Below are 16,644 nucleotides of genomic sequence, written 5' to 3' on the forward strand. Positions count from 1 at the left end.
GGCCCGCAAGGAATTCAAGGTCCAACGGGAGCTACAGGGGCAACCGGAGCGACAGGTCCCCAAGGAATTCAAGGCCCGCAAGGAACTCAAGGTCCAACGGGAGCTACAGGGGCAACCGGAGCAACAGGTTCACAAGGTCCAACTGGAGATACAGGTCCAACCGGAGCTGGAGCCACTGGAGCGACCGGGGCGACTGGAGTTAGTACAACTGCAACGTATGCATTTGCGAATAATACATCTGGAACCGCTATTTCCGTTTTATTAGGTGGCACGAATATTCCGTTACCAAACAATCAAAATATTGGACCGGGAATAACTGTTAGTGGTGGGAATACTGTATTTACAGTTGCAAGTGCAGGGAATTATTATATAGCTTATACAATTAATCTAACGGCAGGATTACTTGTAAGTTCTCGTATAACTGTAAATGGCAGTCCGCTTGCGGGAACGATAAACGCTCCGACAGTTGCTACTGGTTCATTTAGTGCAACGATCATTGCTAATTTGCCTGCTGGAGCTGCTATTAGTCTGCAGTTATTTGGATTAGTTGCAATCGCTACATTATCTACGGCAACGCCAGGAGCTACTTTAACTATTATTAGATTAAGTTAATAGGAAGAAAACCTTGGGGCTTTTATGCTTCAAGGTTTTTACCTCGTTATTCGTAGGTAATCTAATTGGTTAGGAAAGTTTTACTTTATTCACTCGAGCAAAAACATCGCAGTTCGAAAATATATTATAATAGAATGAAAAGAGATAAATTTGGCAGAAAGGGAGGGTGGCGATGCAGGAGATGGTTACAGATTTTTTTGGACGCCCGCTTCAAGATTTACGTATATCTGTCATTGATCGTTGCAATTTTAGATGTACATATTGTATGCCAGCGGAAGTGTTTGGGCCAGATTATGCTTTTTTGAAAGATGAGTTTTTACTGACGTTTGATGAAATTGAGCGATTGGCAAGATTATTTGTTAGTATCGGTGTACGAAAAATTAGACTTACTGGTGGCGAGCCACTACTTCGTAAAGATTTAACAAAACTTATTGCACGTCTCATGAAAATTGACGGGCTATTAGATATAGGGTTAACGACCAATGCAATTCATTTAACGAAGCAAGCAAAAGTATTAAAAGAAGCTGGATTACATAGAGTAAATGTTAGTTTGGATGCAATAGATGATGATGTATTTAAGGCTATTAATGGCCGGAATATTAATACGAAACCTGTTATAAAGGGAATTATGGCTGCAAAAGAGGCCGGGCTTGATGTAAAGGTAAATATGGTTGTGAAAAAAGAGATGAATGATCATCAAGTACTTCCAATGGCTGCGTATTTTAAAGAGCAAGGAATCTCGCTTAGGTTTATTGAGTTTATGGATGTGGGTAGTACAAATGGATGGAACTTTGATCAAGTCGTTACGAAACGAGAGTTAATTGAGATGATTCATCGCGTGTATCCGCTTGAGCCAGTTGAAGCACATTATTTTGGTGAAGTTGCGAAGCGATATCGTTACGTTGGAACAAATACTGAAGTCGGTTTTATTACTTCTGTTTCTGAGTCCTTTTGTTCCTCTTGTACGAGAGCGAGAATTTCAGCAGATGGAAAGTTTTATACTTGCTTATTTGCGACAGAGGGACTCGACCTAAGGGAACTTCTTAGAGGAAATCTTTCGGATGAGGAGTTAGTAAGCGTTATACAAGATGTATGGATGAATAGAAAAGATAGGTATTCGGATGAACGGACGGAAGAAAGTGCAAAAAATCGTCCGAAAATTGAAATGTCTTATATAGGAGGATAAGAAAGGAGGCTATCGTATGCAGGAGCGATATTCAAGGCAAATATTATTTGCTGGTGTTGGAGAAGAAGGACAGAGAAAAATTAGAGAAAAGCATGTGCTTATTATTGGTGCGGGAGCTCTTGGCGCAGCAAATGCAGAAGCAATTGTTAGAGCAGGTGTTGGAAAAATAACAATTGCGGATCGTGATTATGTAGAGTGGAGTAATTTACAAAGGCAACAATTATATACAGAAGAAGACGCAACGCAGTATAAACCGAAGGCGGTAGCAGCGGCAGAGCATTTAAAAGCGATTAATTCTGAGGTGGAAATAAATCCGGTTGTGACGGATGTAACAGTGCAAGAAATGGAAGAGTTAGTGAAGGATGTAGATTTAATATTAGATGCGACAGATAATTTTGAAACGCGTCTTCTTATTAATGATATTTCACAAAAGTATAATATTCCGTGGATATACGGTGGTTGCGTTGGGAGCTACGGAGTAACGTATACAATTTTACCAGGAAAAACACCGTGTTTCCGCTGTTTAATGGAGCATCCGGCGAGCGGAGCAACATGTGATACGGCTGGTATTATACAGCCGGCAGTACAATTAGTAGTTGCGCATCAAATAACGGAAGCGCTGAAAATATTAGTAGAAGACTATGGGGCACTTCGCGAAACGATGTTATCGTTTGATCTTTGGAATAATCAACAGATGGCATTTAAAGTGAATAGACAGAAAAAAGAAACGTGTTTATCTTGCGGGAGATTACGTACATATCCGAGTTTAACATTTGAAGCACAAACGAAAACAGAAGTGTTATGTGGACGAAATACAGTACAAATCCGTCCAGGTGTGCGGAATGAATTTAATTTAGAAGAAATTAAAAAGCGCTTACAAAGAAGTGTGGATGTAAAGGCTACTCCGTATTTAGTATCTTTTCTAGTAGAGGAATTTCGTTTCGTTTTATTTACAGATGGCAGAGCTTTTATTCATGGGACGAATGATATAAATGTAGCAAAACGTTTATATGCAAGATATATAGGTTGAACCTAAAGGGAAATCCTTTAGGTTCAACAGGGAGAAGGTTAAGACTTTCTCGCATAATCTCCACTTTTTCCGCCTGTTTTTTCAAGTAAGTACGTTTCGCCAATAATCATACCTTTATCAACAGCTTTACACATATCGTACACAGTAAGAGCGGTAGCGGAAGCAGCTGTTAAAGCTTCCATCTCAACACCGGTGCTACCTTCTGTTTTAACTTTTACTTCAATCAGTAATCGATATTGTTCATCAGATTGTTTCCAATCGAAAGAAACGTCAACACCTTTTAATAATAAAGGATGGCACATTGGGATAATGTCAGAAGTGCGTTTTGCAGCCATAATACCAGCGATTTGTGCAACTGCTAATACGTCACCTTTCCCAATTTCATTATGAGAGATTTTATCGTAAATTTCTTTTGTAACGACAATGCTAGAGCACGCAATTGCTGTTCGAACGGTTGCTTTTTTGTCGCTTATATCAACCATTTTCGCGCGTCCTTGGTCATTAAAGTGTGTGAATGAAGACATGGAATTCCTCCTTGAAGTAATTTCTATTTAATATATAAAGTTTAATCGAGATAAAAAAAATTGCAAATATGGGGTGAGAAACGATGGTAGAAAAACGAATTCCGATTCAAGTTGCTGAGGCAGTAGAGAGAGTAATGGAATATGCGAAAATTGGTGAAGTAGAAGAGGTTTCTATTACGGAAAGTTACGGGAGAATTCTTGGGGAGGATGTTGTCTCTGATCATGACGTTCCTCATTTTGATCGTTCTCCTTACGATGGTTTCGCAATTCGAGCGGAAGATACGAAAGAAGCAAATCAAGAGAATGCAATTGAGTTTGAAGTAATAGGAGAAATCGGAGCGGGGTCTGTTTTTCTAGATGCAGTAGGATCTTTTCAGGCGGTTCGTATTATGACAGGAGCAGCTATTCCAGCGGATTGTAATGCAGTCGTCATGCTAGAGCTGACGGAAGGTTTTGAGAAGGACGGAAAAACATATATGAAGTTAAAGCGTCCGTTTTATAGTGGTGACAATGTGTCATTTAAAGGAGAAGATATAAAGCAAAATCAAGTTCTCGTTCAGAAAGGGGTTGCAATCAATCCAGGTGTTGCGGCTTTATTAGCGACGTTTGGATATAGTACTGTGAAAGTTGTAAAACAGCCTGTTGTTGGTATTGTGACGACAGGAAGTGAATTGTTAGAAGTACATGAGTCGTTACAGCCGGGGAAAATTAGAAATAGTAACTCTTATATGATTGCTGCTCAAATTATGAAAGCCGGAGGTAAAATTCGGTATTATGGCCAACTTGCCGACGAGTTAGATGCATGTTTTACAGCTGTTCAATCAGCGATGGATGAAGTTGATATTTTAATTACGACAGGCGGTGTGTCGGTAGGAGATTATGACTACTTGCCAGCTATTTATGAAAAATTACAAGCGAATGTACTCTTTAATAAAATAGCGATGAGACCAGGAAGTGTAACGACCGTAGCTGAAGTTGATGGAAAGTTACTTTTCGGTTTATCAGGGAATCCGTCAGCTTGTTACGTAGGATTTGAGTTATTTGTGCATCCGGTTATAAAAACATATTTGTATGCGAAAGAACCTCACGTATATAGAGCAGATGCTATTTTACAAAAAGATTTTCCAAAGCCGAATCCGTTTACTCGTTTTGTAAGAGCAAAGGTGACAATTGTGGACGGGGCATTACAAGCGATGCCGGTCGGTTTAGATAAATCGAGTGCGGTATCTTCACTTGCAGATGCGAATGCTTTTATTGTGTTGCCTGGAGGAACGAGAGGCTTTGAGGCAGGGATGAAAGTGTCTGTATTATTGTTAGAGCACGCTGAGGGATGTGATTGGCCATGGGAAAAGCCCCTTCAATCTTACAAATAGTAGGGTATCAAAATAGTGGGAAAACAACACTTGTTGAGAAATTGGTGCATGCATTAGCCGAAAGTGAAATAAAAGTTGCTACCATTAAACATCACGGACACGGAGGTTTTCCAGAAGTAGCGCAAAAAGATAGTGAAAGGCACCGAAAGGCCGGTGCGATCGTAAGTAGTGTAGAAGGCGCTGGATTACTTTCCATGTCGTCATTAAGAGAAGAATGGTCTTTGCAAGAAATTATTCGCCTATATGAGTTTTTTGAAGTAGATACAATTGTAATCGAGGGCTATAAAAAAGAGAGCTATCCGAAAGTAGTGTTACTTCGTTCTGCGGAAGACGTTGAACTTTTACAGAAAGTAGAAAATATAGTAGCAGTTATTACGTGGTATGATGCTCCTGCAAACTTACGAGAAGAATATAAAGTATTTCATATAACAGAAGAAGAATTGTACATAGACTGGTTTTTACAAACGGTAAGGAGTGCGAAATGACAAATACGTATTATGAAGTAATTGATACAGAAATTTCAATTGAAAAGGTAGCGAATAAGGTTATTCGCCGCGAATGTGGTGCTGTTACAACATTTATTGGAACGGTTAGAGAGTTTACGAAAGGGCGTCGTACATTATACTTAGAATATGTCGCTTATAAAACGATGGCAGAAAAGATGCTAGAGAAAATCGGATTAGAAGTGAAAGAGAAATGGCCAGGTACACACGTTGCGATTACACATCGCATCGGTACACTGCAAATTTCTGATATCGCGGTTGTTGTGGCTGTTTCAACGCCGCATCGTAAAGCGGCTTATGAAGCAAATGAATATATTATGGAACGCATAAAACAAATTGTTCCGATTTGGAAAAAAGAGTTTTGGGAAGATGGAGACTCTTGGATTGGCGATCAATTAGAAAAAACGCCATATCCGGCGGGAGAGCCTGGGAAGGAGTTATAAGTATGATTCGAGTATTGTTATTTGCGAACTTGCAAGAAGAAGCAGGAAGAAGTGAATTACAAATAGCGAAAGAAAATATTACGGTTGCAGAGTTAAAAGATATTGTTGCAACTGAATATAATGTGCCAGTATCGACACCAATTATGGTTGCGATTAATGAAGAATATGCAAATGAAGATGATACGATTCAATCTGGTGATGTTGTTGCACTTATCCCACCAGTGAGCGGTGGTTAATATTGGATTCATTAAAACGACTTTCCTACATAGGGAAAGTCGTTTTTTTATGGCAGTTTTGAGAACACTAATGTATAGAACAAGGAGGGAACTATGAAAAAAATATGTGCAGTTATAACAATGCTATGTGTGGCTTTTTTCTCTTCTCCAAGTGATTCTTTCGCAAAAGAATCAAGAGAACAACTTTTAGAGAGTGCATTATCGAATAGGTACTATTCAGTTATTAGGCAAGTGACAGAAGATCAATATGAATGTGCTTCAGTTATCAATATAAAGCGTCTCGGCAAGAACGGTGAGTTCGTTCCTAGATTTGAAATTACGCTACAATTTCTTACGTTCCAAGGTGCGCATAATCCGCCGAATGATAAAGTTACACTTACTTTGGAGGATCATTTAGATCACGTAAAGATAAAGAAAGTGGAGCGGGAAAAGAATGTTTCTGGTGCTATTGCAGAAAAAGTTTGTGAACGTCAAAAAGAAAAAATAAAAGCTCACTCTACTGATTCAGAGTGATAACCTATGACATTTAGTAAAGAAAGGTAATGAGCGATGGATATATTTTTAGCGATTTTACCAGCTATATTTTGGGGAAGTATTGTGCTATTTAACGTAAAACTGGGCGGGGGGCCTTATAGTCAAACGCTCGGTACAACGTTTGGCGCACTTATTTTCTCAATTGTTGTTTATATTTTTATGAAACCAGTATTGACTCCTACTGTTATCGGAGTTGGGATTGTATCAGGTTTATTTTGGGCGCTTGGTCAGGCGAATCAATTAAAAAGTATTGATTTAATGGGCGTTTCAAGGACGATGCCCATTTCAACAGGACTTCAATTAGTTGCGACAACTTTATTTGGAGTCATCGTATTTCATGAGTGGTCCACAACAATATCAGTCGTCCTTGGTGTATTGGCTCTCGTTTGTATTATTATCGGTGTTATTTTAACATCGCTTCAAAGTGAAGAAGAAAAGAATGCAGAGCAAGCGGGGAATTTTAAAAGGGGCATTATCATTTTATTTATTTCAACAGTCGGTTATTTAGTTTACGTAGTAGTGATTAGACTGTTTAACGTAGATGGTTGGTCAGCTTTGTTGCCACAAGCAGTTGGTATGGTGTTAGGAGGGATTTTGCTTACGTTTAAACATCATCCATTTAATAAATATGCAATACGAAATATTATTCCAGGATTAATTTGGGCAGCTGGAAATATGTTTTTATTCATTTCGCAACCGCGTGTCGGAGTGGCAACAAGTTTTTCGCTATCGCAAATGGGAATTATTATTTCGACGCTTGGCGGGATTCTTATATTAGGTGAAAGAAAAACGAAACGCCAATTAACAGGGATTGTTGTCGGTATCGTTTTTATTATTGCAGCCGGAATTATGTTAGGTATAGCAAAAAGTTAAAGGAGGTATTGGAATGTATAGTGATTTAGCAGGAAAGGTTGTCGTTATTACAGGATCAGCAACTGGTCTTGGAAGAGCGATAGGAGTAAGGTTTGCTGCGGAGAAAGCAAAAGTAGTAATTAACTATCGCTCACGAGAATCAGAAGCGAATGATGTGTTAGAAGAAATTAAAAAGGTAGGCGGAGAAGCGATTGCTGTAAAAGGTGATGTAACAGTCGAATCAGATGTGGTGAATCTCATTCAATCTGCTGTAAAAGAGTTTGGTACGCTTGACGTTATGATTAATAATGCCGGGATAGAAAATGCGGTACCATCGCATGAAATGCCGCTTGAAGATTGGAATCGGGTAATTAACACAAATTTAACAGGTGCTTTTTTAGGAAGCCGAGAAGCGATTAAATATTTTGTAGAACATGATATTAAAGGGTCTGTCATTAATATGTCTAGTGTTCATGAGAAAATTCCGTGGCCCTTATTCGTGCACTATGCAGCAAGTAAGGGCGGTATGAAACTGATGACAGAAACGTTAGCGATGGAATATGCGCCAAAAGGTATTCGAGTAAATAATATAGGACCAGGTGCAATTAATACGCCGATCAATGCAGAAAAGTTTGCTGATCCTAAAAAACGTGCTGACGTAGAAAGTATGATACCGATGGGCTATATTGGAAAACCAGAAGAAATTGCAGCGGTAGTAACGTGGCTCGCTTCCTCAGAGGCGAGTTATGTAACTGGAATTACGCTATTTGCAGATGGTGGAATGACGTTATATCCATCGTTTCAAGCTGGGCGTGGGTAATAGAAAAGGACGAAGAGATAAAACTCTTCGTCCTTTTTTTACACAAAAAAAATAGCGGCCAGCTATTTTAAATTTAGTGATTAATAGTGTCTTGAAGATATTCTGTTGCTTGATGTTCAGAAACATTTTGCACGAGTGCAACTTCACTAATCATCATTTTTCGGGCGTTATCTAGCATTTGTTTTTCGCTCGCATTTAAAGCTCTCTCTTTATTGCGGCGAAGTAAATCTCGAACAACTTCTGCACTATCTTGCAGATTGCCGTTTTTCATTTTTTCCATATTCATTGTATATCTTTGTTTCCAGGAAAGTGATGTATCTGATTCCCCGTTTTGAAATTCAAGAAGTATATCATCTAACGTACCTTTATCTACGATATAACGAATACCTGATTTTTGTAATTGATCCATCGGAAGCATTACTTGCATATCTTTACTAATGATACGTATTACACAATATTGACGTGTTGTTCCTAATATTTCTTTCTCTTCAATGGCTTCGATGACTCCTGCGCCGTTCATTGGATAAACGATTTTATCACCAATTTGAAACAAATCATCCACCTCCATATGTGGTAACCATCTTTAATGATAGCATAAGTGAATGGGAATGTCAAATTTTATATAATACCATAATAATTATATTTGAGTCAATAAGTAAAAGTTCCTTTTATATATATTTTTTTGCTTTTACTTATTGATGATTTTGTTAGAAAAATAGTACAGGCGGAGAAAGGAGGCATATCCACTTATTTTTAAGCATAAAATGTAAAATCGCTAATACAATATACCTAAATCCGTTCTTTGCAAAGGAGGGAGAGAAGGTGGGGCGCACAATAAAAATTGATATTACAAATAAAGTTGTAGCTAAATTTAGGCCAGATTATTTGGAATTATATACGAGTAAATTTATGATAGGTAAGTTTTATGTCTATACTGAAGGTAAACAATATGTGTTAGAAGACGGATATATATATGAAGACGGAAAGTTTTATCGCATCATAGATACGCACCGTGGCAATAATCAAGCGGCGGAGGGCTGCGATCTAGGATGGTGTTAACATGATTCGTGTGAAAGTGTTTGATGAAAGTCACGAAAAAGACTTAGAAGACGCTGTAAATGTTTTTTTGAAAAAGATTGATGATAGTAACTTTGTAGATATTAAGTACCAAGTCGGTGTTTCTATTAATGATGACGAAAACCAAATTTATTGTTTTTCAGCAATGATCGTTTATAAAGCATAAAAAAGAGCTGGGTGAGCCAGCTCTTTTTTATGCTTTATGTTGGGACAACATGTGTCGGTAATACGTTCATAATAGATTGGGTTGTGCCTAATTGTTTTGTAGTTAAAAGAGGCTCCCCTGTCTGATGATTTTGGGCATCTTTACACATACCAAGGTGATAACGATCACCTAAAAATGGATCAATATAAAACCCGTTTTTGAATACTTTATCATTCGGATGTTTTTCATGGTGAATGTCAGAGCAGTTAATGCAATAGAACATAGCTTTCATCCCCTTTTTATTTTTGTTTGAAAAAGTGAGTCGGTAGTCATTTCGCTCCTGAGGAAATGTTGAGGAGAAGAGAAATAACTACCTACTCAAATGGTGGGCATATTCCTTCTGATTTTTCATATCTCGCGTAGTGTCCCTGAGGGAAGGAGGAGAGACGAAATACGCATGATATACGTAAGGCGCTTCTTTCAAGATGAATGATGGAGTTTCATATTGAGAAAAGTTTTTATTTTTTATTGCCTTTGTGAGTATATTATGAGGGAATGCTCAGAGGGTGTTTGTCCTGTTGAAAAAATGTTGAGAATTTCTCAACAGTAAAAAAGAGTTAGCGTTGACATGAAACTAAAAGGTGTTATATTATCTAAGTGTAACCAAAAGGTGTTATATTTGATTGCCGAATAAAGGAGAATGAAAATGAAAATGGAACAACAAAATCCATTAACTGACATTAAACAAACGATCGTTTTTAACGCGTCTATTCAAAAGGTGTGGAATGTAGTATCAACTGCAGAAGGGATTGCCTCATGGTTTATGCCAAATGATTTCGTATTAGAGGTAGGACATGAATTTCATGTACAATCACCATTTGGACCATCACCATGTAAAGTATTAGAAATCGATGAGCCAAATCATCTATCTTTTTCATGGGATACAGATGGCTGGGTTGTTTCATTTCATCTGAAAGACCTAGGAGATAATAAAACAGAATTTACGTTAATTCACGGCGGCTGGAAACACCCTGATGAAATTCTTCCGAAAGCGAATGCGAAGAGCTCTATTATTCGCGACAGAATGAGCGGAGGCTGGGTAGCGATTGTAAATGAAAAACTGAAAAAGGTTGTCGAAGGCTAAGTGTCCTCATCAGCAGCGAAATATGATGTGTTTCAAGCAATTGCTGATCCAACCCGCCGAGAAGTAATACGGTTATTAAGTGATAAAGAGTTACCGATTTCCAAAATAACGGATCATTTTCCGATGAGTCGTACTGCGGTTGTAAAGCACCTTCATATTCTTTCAGAAGCGAATTTAGTAAGCGGAAGAAAAAGCGGAAGAGAGAAAATATATCGCTTGCATCCAGAACCATTAGAGGAATTACAACAGTGGCTCTCGTATTATGAACGTTTTTGGGATAATAAATTGTCCATGTTGAAACATATTGTGGAGAATGAGGAGTAAAAAGAGGATGACCATTTTGGTCATCCTCTTTCTTATTGCTCACTCGTTTGTGTAGCGGGCTTTAATAAAAGCCAAGCGATAATTAATGTACATACTGCCAATACAAAAGTACTCATATAAATGACGTGTACACTTGATGCTAATGCGGATTGCGATTCAGTTACTACGTTTGTTGTAGTACCTCCATGTCCGCCAGATACAAGATCAAGGTTTTTAATACCACGTGCGTGAATCATCGTATTGAAGATTGTACCGAATATTGCCGCACCTAACGTTTGGCTAAATGTATTAATAAATGTGTTTAAACCAACGGCTGTTCCGCGTGTATGAGCTGGTACGGCTGCTTGAATTGTTACCATGTAAATCGGTGTCACAAGCCCCATTCCTAAGCCGAATAATCCGACTGCTACATAAATAAGGAACGATGGTGAGTTTGTTGATAATGTAAATAATAAGAACGTAGCGACTGATAAAATGCTCGCTCCAAGTAAAATGATTTGTTTCGTTTTTAATTTTCCTACTAAGTTACCAGAGAAAATAGCGCCAAATGTCCACATAACAGGGATTGGCATTAAAATAAGTCCAGCTTCTGTCGCATTTTTTCCTAATACACCTTGGCTCCAAATTGGAAGGTACATTGTAATGCTAATAATCATTGCGCCAGCAATAAGCGTTAATATATTAATCGTAGATAATGTACGGTTAGAGAAAAGTGCTAGCGGAATTAATGGTTCCGGAGATTTTTTCTCGATGAATAAGAAAATAATGAATGAAACGACGGCGAAGATTAATAGGCCGATAATTGTTATGTCTCCCCAGTTTTGCTTACTGCTACCTGTTAATAACGCGTATAGTAGAGCAATCGTACTTAATGAGAAGACTGTTGCACCAAGATAGTCGATATGGTGTTTAGCAGGCTTAATAGATTCTTTGTAGTAAATGGCAATCATTAAGCAGGCGATAATTCCAAATGGAACGTTTAAGAAGAAAATATAACGCCAAGAAAGAGAATCAACTAAAAATCCACCTACTAACGGTCCGATAACACCAGATACACCCCAAACGGCACTCATCCAGCCTTGTGCTTTTGCGCGGTCTTTCGCTTCGCTATATAAGTCTCCAATAATTGTCATTGTGATCGGCATAACAGCACCAGCACCGATACCTTGAAGCGCACGGAAGAAGATTAATTGTTCCATCGATGTAACGACACCGCAAAGTGCAGAACCGACTAAAAAGATTGTAGCTCCGATAAGTAAAACTTTTTTACGGCCGAATAAATCAGCGAGCTTTCCGTATATTGGAGTTGAAACCGCTGTGGCAAGCATGTAAATTGCATAAACCCAGCTAACAAGTTCAACGCCGGATAAATCACTCGTTATACGAGGGATTGCTGTACTAACAATCGTTCCTTCTACCGCAGAAAGAAACGTCATTAGCATTAAAGACATCATGACTTTTTTTCTCATATGTTTTCCCCTTACCCTTTTTCAAATATTCAACAATATAAAATATAAAGGTACTAAGGTAAATAAAGCAACAAAAAAGCAATGGGAAGTTAGCTGGAGCGTATATTTGTCGTTTTTTGTCGGTAAGTCGATATATTTGAAAAATCGCCGATATAAGTTGCAGAATCGCTGATATATTTGAAAAATCGCCGATATAAGTAGTAGAATCGCTGATATAATTTCATGTACCTATAAAAAAGAAACAGGAATCCCTGTTTCTTTTTTTAATACTTCATTTTCGCGTTTTCTCCAGCTGTTGTTCCAGCAATTCTACCAGTAACGAGAGCAGATGTAATATTATAACCACCAGTATAACCGTGAATATCAAGAACTTCTCCGCAGAAATATAAGCCGTTTGTGAATTTAGACGACATTTCTTTCGGATTAATTTCTTTAACGGATACACCGCCGCCAGTAACGAATGCTTTTTCAATGGACTGCGTACCATTTACATTTACAGTAAATTCTTTAAAGTCTTTCACAAGTGCACGAATCTTCTCATGAGAAACTTGTCCAGCTTGCTCGCTGCCATCAATTTCATTTTTTTCTAATAAGAATAGGAAGTAACGCTCAGGTACATAACCTTTTAAAACGTTTTTAATTCCTTTTTTCGGATCTTCTTTCATTTGTTTCAGCATGCGCTGGAATAGTTGTTCACTATTTTCTTCTGGCAATGCATCGATGCTCATTTGCACTGTATTCGTTTTGAACTTCTTCAGTGCTTTTACAACGAATTGACTACAGCGAAGGGCAGCAGGACCAGATAGGCCGAAATGAGTGAAAAGCATGTCCATTTTGTGAGAAATGATAGCTTTTCCTTTCGGGTTTAATACGCTTAAGTTTACGTCTCGTAAAGCGAGGCCTTGCAGTGAACGGTCTCGAATAAATGGTTCGTTTGAAAGGATTGGTACTTCTGTTGGGAATAATTCTGTAATTGTATGACCAGCTTTTTCTGCCCAAGCATATCCGTCTCCAGTAGAACCAGTTTGAGGAACAGATTTTCCGCCAACAGCGATAACGACGTGATTTGTTTCTAGCACTTCGCCGGTCTTTAGTACGACTGCTTTCGTTTGACCATTTTCATATTCAATCGTTTCAACAGGTGTATTCGTGCGGATCTTTACACCTAAATCTTTTAATCGTGTTAAAAGTGCGTCTACTACCGATTGGGCTTTATTTGAAACAGGGAACATGCGGCCATGATCCTCTTCTTTCAGTTTTACACCGAGATTTTCGAAGAATGTAATAATATCTTCATTATTAAAAATAGAAAAAGCGCTGTATAAGAAGCGGCCATTTCCTGGTATATGTTTAACGATCTCATCAAGTGGTAGACGGTTCGTTACGTTACAGCGGCCGCCACCAGAAATCGCAAGTTTACGCCCTAGTTTATTTCCTTTATCAAGAAGTAAGACGCTTGCGCCTTCTTCTGCAGCACCGATTGCAGCCATTAGCCCAGAAGGCCCGCCGCCGATGACAATAACATCATAATGCATAATATATCGACCTCGTTTTCTACATTTCCTGCCTAAAAGAATAGCATGTTTTCCCTTAAAAGAAAAATAGAGTGAAGTACTGCTTAAGGAGAGAATTGTGGTACAATACAAAAGTTAGAGTTCAGCACTATCCTGCTATTTGTGGGCCATAGGACTAAAACCTTATGAGTTAGGGGAAGTCTAATAGTTCTCGAATGCTCGAATAGTTCAATTTATTATAGTTTCACTTTACCCCGCATTAACGGGCAGTAAGACTCCCACCTTAAAGTTTGCTTAGGTCAAAGAAGTAGGTGGGAGATTAACTGCCCCTAAATGCCCGATTGGTGGGGGCTAATAATCAGTGGGGAAGAACACCCCACTGATTAAAGTTTCACTTTATGTAGATGTAGGAGGATTTTTGTATGTCCGATTCGAAATTTCTGCGCGGAACGCTTATCGTTACGTTAGGGACATTTTTAGTGAAGTTCTTAGGCATGATTTACGTCTTTCCGTTTCATGCATTAGTAGGGACAGAAGGCGGAACGCTCTATACATATGGATACATTCCATATACGATCTTTTTAAGTATTGCAACGGCAGGGGTGCCACTTGCTGTTTCAAAATTCGTTTCCAAATATAATGCGCTTGGCGATTATAAAACGAGCCGGAGAATGTTCCGCTCGGGAATGGTTATGATGATAGTAACAGGAGTTCTTTCATTCCTAGTACTGTACATGACGGCGCCGTTGTTTGCAGAAGCAATGCTTGGTAAACAAAGTGTACACAGTAATATAGGAGAAGTTACGACGATTATTCGTCTTGTAAGTTTTGCGCTTATTGTTGTACCGGCAGCGAGTTTAATTCGTGGTTATTTCCAAGGTCACCAATCGATGGGACCAACTACTGTCTCGCAAATTATTGAACAAATTATTCGTATCGTCTTTTTATTAGCGGGTAGTTTTATCGTTATTAAAGTACTTGGCGGTACAGTTGCAACAGCAGTTGGGGTAGCGACATTTGCTGCATTCGTTTCAGCAGTTGGAGCGCTCGGTGTACTCATTTGGTACTGGCTAAAACGTAAAAAACATTTGGATCAATATTTAATTGAACAAACTGCACCAGAATCGACAGTGAGTACTGTTCAATTATTTAAAGAATTATTTGCATATGCGATTCCTTACGTTGTAATTGGGTTAACAATTCCTTTATATCAACAAATTGATACATTGACATTTAACTCAATTATGCAAGCGATTGGTCAAGGAGATATTGCAGAGCGAGCGCTCGGTATTTTCACAATGTGGACGCATAAATTAATTATGATTCCTGTATCACTTGCGACAGCGTTTAGTTTAACGCTCGTACCAGCGATTACAAAATCATTTACTGAAAAGCAATACCGTTATTTAAAGTTACAAATTACACAAACATTCCAGGCAAATATGTTCTTAACGTTGCCAGCGGTTGTCGGTATTTCATCACTTGCCTATCCGATTTATACTGCATTTTACGATTCAGATCCATTAGGTGGACAAGTATTAATGTGGTATGCACCGGTTGCGTTGTTATTTGCTTTATTTACAGTAACAGCGGCAATTCTGCAAGGTATTAACCAACAAAAGCATGCGATTATCGCACTGATAATGGGTGTTATTTTGAAATTTGTATGTAACGTAATCTTTATTCGTTATTTCGGTACAGTAGGGGCGATTCTAGCAACAGCTGTTGGTTTCCTAGTCTCTGTTTGGTACACAAATCAACAAATTAAAAAATACGCACACTATTCATTCGGTGTTGTATATAAGAGAACATTCCAAATTGCAGTATTAACACTTGTAATGGTCGTTACTGTGAAATTATCACAATGGATTCTATCCTTCATGATTTCACCGGATGGCCGAATGGGCGCTCTTATTACGGTTGCGATTTGTGCAGGTATTGGTGGTCTTGTTTACGGATTGTTAGCAATTCGCACAGGAGTACTTGAAAGAGTATTCGGCGGAGAAGCGTTAGAGAAAATCCAGCGTAAACTTGGCAATAGATTCAAAATAAAGTTGAAATCAAAAGGGGCGTAATTACGTCCCCTTTTCTATGATAAATAAAGAAGGTGAAGAACGTGAGATTAGATAAATTATTAGCGAATATGGGATATGGAAGTAGAAAAGAAGTAAAGAAATTATTGAAAGACGGCGTTGTAAAAATTGATGGCATATCAGTGAAAGATGCAAAGGTTCATGTAAATGTAGAAGAACAAGAAGTTATGATTCACGGTGAAGTTGTGGAATATAAAGAGTTTGTTTACTTAATGATGCATAAACCACAAGGCGTTATTTCAGCGACAGAAGATGATAATCATGAAACAGTAATAGATTTATTAGAGTTAGAAGATGCGATTTTTAATCCGTTCCCAGTGGGAAGACTTGATATTGATACAGAAGGTTTCTTATTAATAACAAATGACGGGAAGTTATCACATCAATTGTTATCTCCGAAAAAGCATGTGCCGAAAAAATATTATGCACACGTTGCAGGCGTAGTAACAGAAGAGGATGTAAAAGAGTTTGCTAAAGGTGTTATTTTAGATGATGGCTATGAAACAAAGCCAGGTGCACTTACAATATTAAAAAGCGATGATATTTCTGAAATCGAGCTTGTCATTACAGAAGGAAAATTCCATCAAGTGAAGCGTATGTTTGAAGCGGTAGGGAAAAAAGTAGTCTACCTAAAGAGAACAGAGATGGGGCCGTTAGTGTTAGATGAAGAGCTAGAACTTGGACAATACCGAGAGCTAACAGATGAAGAAGTAGAGATGTTAAAAACATATCAAGTAGATACTGAGAAATAGTACTATTTTTAGG

The 16,644-nt window shown here is 38.3% G+C and carries 21 protein-coding genes; 16 read left to right on the forward strand and 5 right to left on the reverse strand.

Features of this window, described 5'->3' with window-relative positions:
* The 3 genes from PDK19_RS25680 to PDK19_RS25690 form a co-directional block, all read left to right on the forward strand.
* On the forward strand, nucleotides 1–612 hold a 612-nt coding region (locus PDK19_RS25680), incomplete at its 5' end, for a BclA C-terminal domain-containing protein (RefSeq protein WP_442868814.1).
* Between the two features lie 172 nt (nucleotides 613–784).
* On the forward strand, nucleotides 785–1,798 hold the full coding sequence (moaA, locus tag PDK19_RS25685; protein WP_049113151.1) for a GTP 3',8-cyclase MoaA: 1,014 nt from the start codon (nucleotides 785–787) through the stop codon (nucleotides 1,796–1,798).
* 16 nt (nucleotides 1,799–1,814) lie between these two features.
* Entirely contained in the window at nucleotides 1,815–2,828 is a 1,014-nt protein-coding gene (locus PDK19_RS25690; protein WP_049113156.1) for a molybdopterin-synthase adenylyltransferase MoeB, read from the forward strand.
* Nucleotides 2,829–2,866: 38 nt separating this feature from the next.
* Here PDK19_RS25690 and moaC read toward each other — a convergent pair whose 3' ends face one another.
* Nucleotides 2,867–3,352 carry a cyclic pyranopterin monophosphate synthase MoaC gene (gene moaC, locus PDK19_RS25695; RefSeq protein ID WP_000094140.1) on the reverse strand — a complete coding sequence of 162 codons (486 nt, stop codon included), beginning with the start codon at nucleotides 3,350–3,352 and terminating at the stop codon, nucleotides 2,867–2,869.
* A gap of 83 nt (nucleotides 3,353–3,435) precedes the next feature.
* Between moaC and moeA the strand changes: the two genes are divergently transcribed.
* The 7 genes from moeA to PDK19_RS25730 all read left to right on the forward strand — a co-directional run bounded on the left by moeA (nucleotide 3,436) and on the right by PDK19_RS25730 (nucleotide 8,113).
* A complete protein-coding gene (gene moeA / locus PDK19_RS25700; RefSeq protein ID WP_049113158.1) occupies nucleotides 3,436–4,725 on the forward strand; it encodes a molybdopterin molybdotransferase MoeA in 1,290 nt (429 codons plus the stop codon).
* The gene (gene mobB / locus PDK19_RS25705) at nucleotides 4,695–5,210 is read left to right on the forward strand and encodes a molybdopterin-guanine dinucleotide biosynthesis protein B (RefSeq protein ID WP_049113164.1); all 516 of its coding nucleotides are present in this window, start codon (nucleotides 4,695–4,697) and stop codon (nucleotides 5,208–5,210) included. Before moeA ends, mobB begins: the two co-directional genes overlap by 31 nt.
* The gene (moaE, locus tag PDK19_RS25710; protein WP_061183144.1) at nucleotides 5,207–5,671 is read left to right on the forward strand and encodes a molybdopterin synthase catalytic subunit MoaE; all 465 of its coding nucleotides are present in this window, start codon (nucleotides 5,207–5,209) and stop codon (nucleotides 5,669–5,671) included. Before mobB ends, moaE begins: the two co-directional genes overlap by 4 nt.
* 2 nt (nucleotides 5,672–5,673) lie before the next feature.
* Nucleotides 5,674–5,907 (forward strand): molybdopterin converting factor subunit 1, encoded by a 234-nt coding sequence (gene moaD / locus PDK19_RS25715; protein ID WP_000621784.1) that lies wholly within the window; start codon nucleotides 5,674–5,676, stop codon nucleotides 5,905–5,907.
* Nucleotides 5,908–6,000: 93 nt separating this feature from the next.
* Nucleotides 6,001–6,420, forward strand: a complete 420-nt coding sequence (locus tag PDK19_RS25720; protein ID WP_000717592.1) for a DUF3888 domain-containing protein — start codon at nucleotides 6,001–6,003, stop codon at nucleotides 6,418–6,420.
* A 36-nt stretch (nucleotides 6,421–6,456) separates the two neighbouring features.
* On the forward strand, nucleotides 6,457–7,314 hold the full coding sequence (glcU, locus tag PDK19_RS25725; RefSeq protein WP_000350850.1) for a glucose uptake protein GlcU: 858 nt from the start codon (nucleotides 6,457–6,459) through the stop codon (nucleotides 7,312–7,314).
* A 13-nt stretch (nucleotides 7,315–7,327) separates the two neighbouring features.
* Nucleotides 7,328–8,113, forward strand: coding sequence for a glucose 1-dehydrogenase (locus PDK19_RS25730; protein WP_049113175.1), 786 nt, complete (start codon nucleotides 7,328–7,330; stop codon nucleotides 8,111–8,113).
* 73 nt (nucleotides 8,114–8,186) lie between these two features.
* On the opposite strand, the gene PDK19_RS25735 is transcribed toward PDK19_RS25730, so the two are convergent.
* Nucleotides 8,187–8,681 carry a CarD family transcriptional regulator gene (locus PDK19_RS25735; RefSeq protein WP_001993652.1) on the reverse strand — a complete coding sequence of 165 codons (495 nt, stop codon included), beginning with the start codon at nucleotides 8,679–8,681 and terminating at the stop codon, nucleotides 8,187–8,189.
* 254 nt (nucleotides 8,682–8,935) lie between these two features.
* On the opposite strand from PDK19_RS25735, the gene PDK19_RS25740 reads away from it, so the two are divergent.
* A complete protein-coding gene (locus PDK19_RS25740; protein WP_000533800.1) occupies nucleotides 8,936–9,172 on the forward strand; it encodes a DUF2553 family protein in 237 nt (78 codons plus the stop codon).
* A gap of 1 nt (nucleotide 9,173) precedes the next feature.
* A complete protein-coding gene (locus PDK19_RS25745) occupies nucleotides 9,174–9,356 on the forward strand; it encodes a sporulation protein Cse60 (RefSeq protein ID WP_000621751.1) in 183 nt (60 codons plus the stop codon).
* Nucleotides 9,357–9,390: 34 nt separating this feature from the next.
* Here PDK19_RS25745 and PDK19_RS25750 read toward each other — a convergent pair whose 3' ends face one another.
* Nucleotides 9,391–9,618 carry a DUF3973 domain-containing protein gene (locus PDK19_RS25750; protein ID WP_000498992.1) on the reverse strand — a complete coding sequence of 76 codons (228 nt, stop codon included), beginning with the start codon at nucleotides 9,616–9,618 and terminating at the stop codon, nucleotides 9,391–9,393.
* A 429-nt stretch (nucleotides 9,619–10,047) separates the two neighbouring features.
* On the opposite strand from PDK19_RS25750, the gene PDK19_RS25755 reads away from it, so the two are divergent.
* Together PDK19_RS25755 and PDK19_RS25760 are read left to right on the forward strand one after the other, a co-directional pair.
* On the forward strand, nucleotides 10,048–10,479 hold the full coding sequence (locus PDK19_RS25755) for an SRPBCC family protein (RefSeq protein WP_014893469.1): 432 nt from the start codon (nucleotides 10,048–10,050) through the stop codon (nucleotides 10,477–10,479).
* Nucleotides 10,480–10,803: an ArsR/SmtB family transcription factor gene (locus PDK19_RS25760; protein ID WP_000098837.1), complete on the forward strand. Its 324-nt coding sequence runs from the start codon at nucleotides 10,480–10,482 to the stop codon at nucleotides 10,801–10,803.
* 32 nt (nucleotides 10,804–10,835) lie between these two features.
* Here the strand turns inward: PDK19_RS25760 and PDK19_RS25765 are convergent, their stop codons facing one another.
* Together PDK19_RS25765 and PDK19_RS25770 are read right to left on the reverse strand one after the other, a co-directional pair.
* On the reverse strand, nucleotides 10,836–12,272 hold the full coding sequence (locus tag PDK19_RS25765; RefSeq protein WP_001228014.1) for an MDR family MFS transporter: 1,437 nt from the start codon (nucleotides 12,270–12,272) through the stop codon (nucleotides 10,836–10,838).
* Nucleotides 12,273–12,535: 263 nt separating this feature from the next.
* Nucleotides 12,536–13,807: an NAD(P)/FAD-dependent oxidoreductase gene (locus PDK19_RS25770; RefSeq protein ID WP_014893470.1), complete on the reverse strand. Its 1,272-nt coding sequence runs from the start codon at nucleotides 13,805–13,807 to the stop codon at nucleotides 12,536–12,538.
* A gap of 401 nt (nucleotides 13,808–14,208) precedes the next feature.
* Between PDK19_RS25770 and PDK19_RS25775 the strand changes: the two genes are divergently transcribed.
* Together PDK19_RS25775 and PDK19_RS25780 are read left to right on the forward strand one after the other, a co-directional pair.
* A complete protein-coding gene (locus PDK19_RS25775; protein ID WP_049110715.1) occupies nucleotides 14,209–15,861 on the forward strand; it encodes a putative polysaccharide biosynthesis protein in 1,653 nt (550 codons plus the stop codon).
* A 41-nt stretch (nucleotides 15,862–15,902) separates the two neighbouring features.
* Nucleotides 15,903–16,631, forward strand: a complete 729-nt coding sequence (locus tag PDK19_RS25780) for a pseudouridine synthase (RefSeq protein WP_001234935.1) — start codon at nucleotides 15,903–15,905, stop codon at nucleotides 16,629–16,631.
* The last annotated feature ends 13 nt before the right edge of the window (nucleotides 16,632–16,644 follow it).

The organism is Bacillus cereus group sp. BcHK124, from assembly GCF_027712065.1.
In the GTDB taxonomy this organism is placed as follows: domain Bacteria; phylum Bacillota; class Bacilli; order Bacillales; family Bacillaceae_G; genus Bacillus_A; species Bacillus_A pacificus.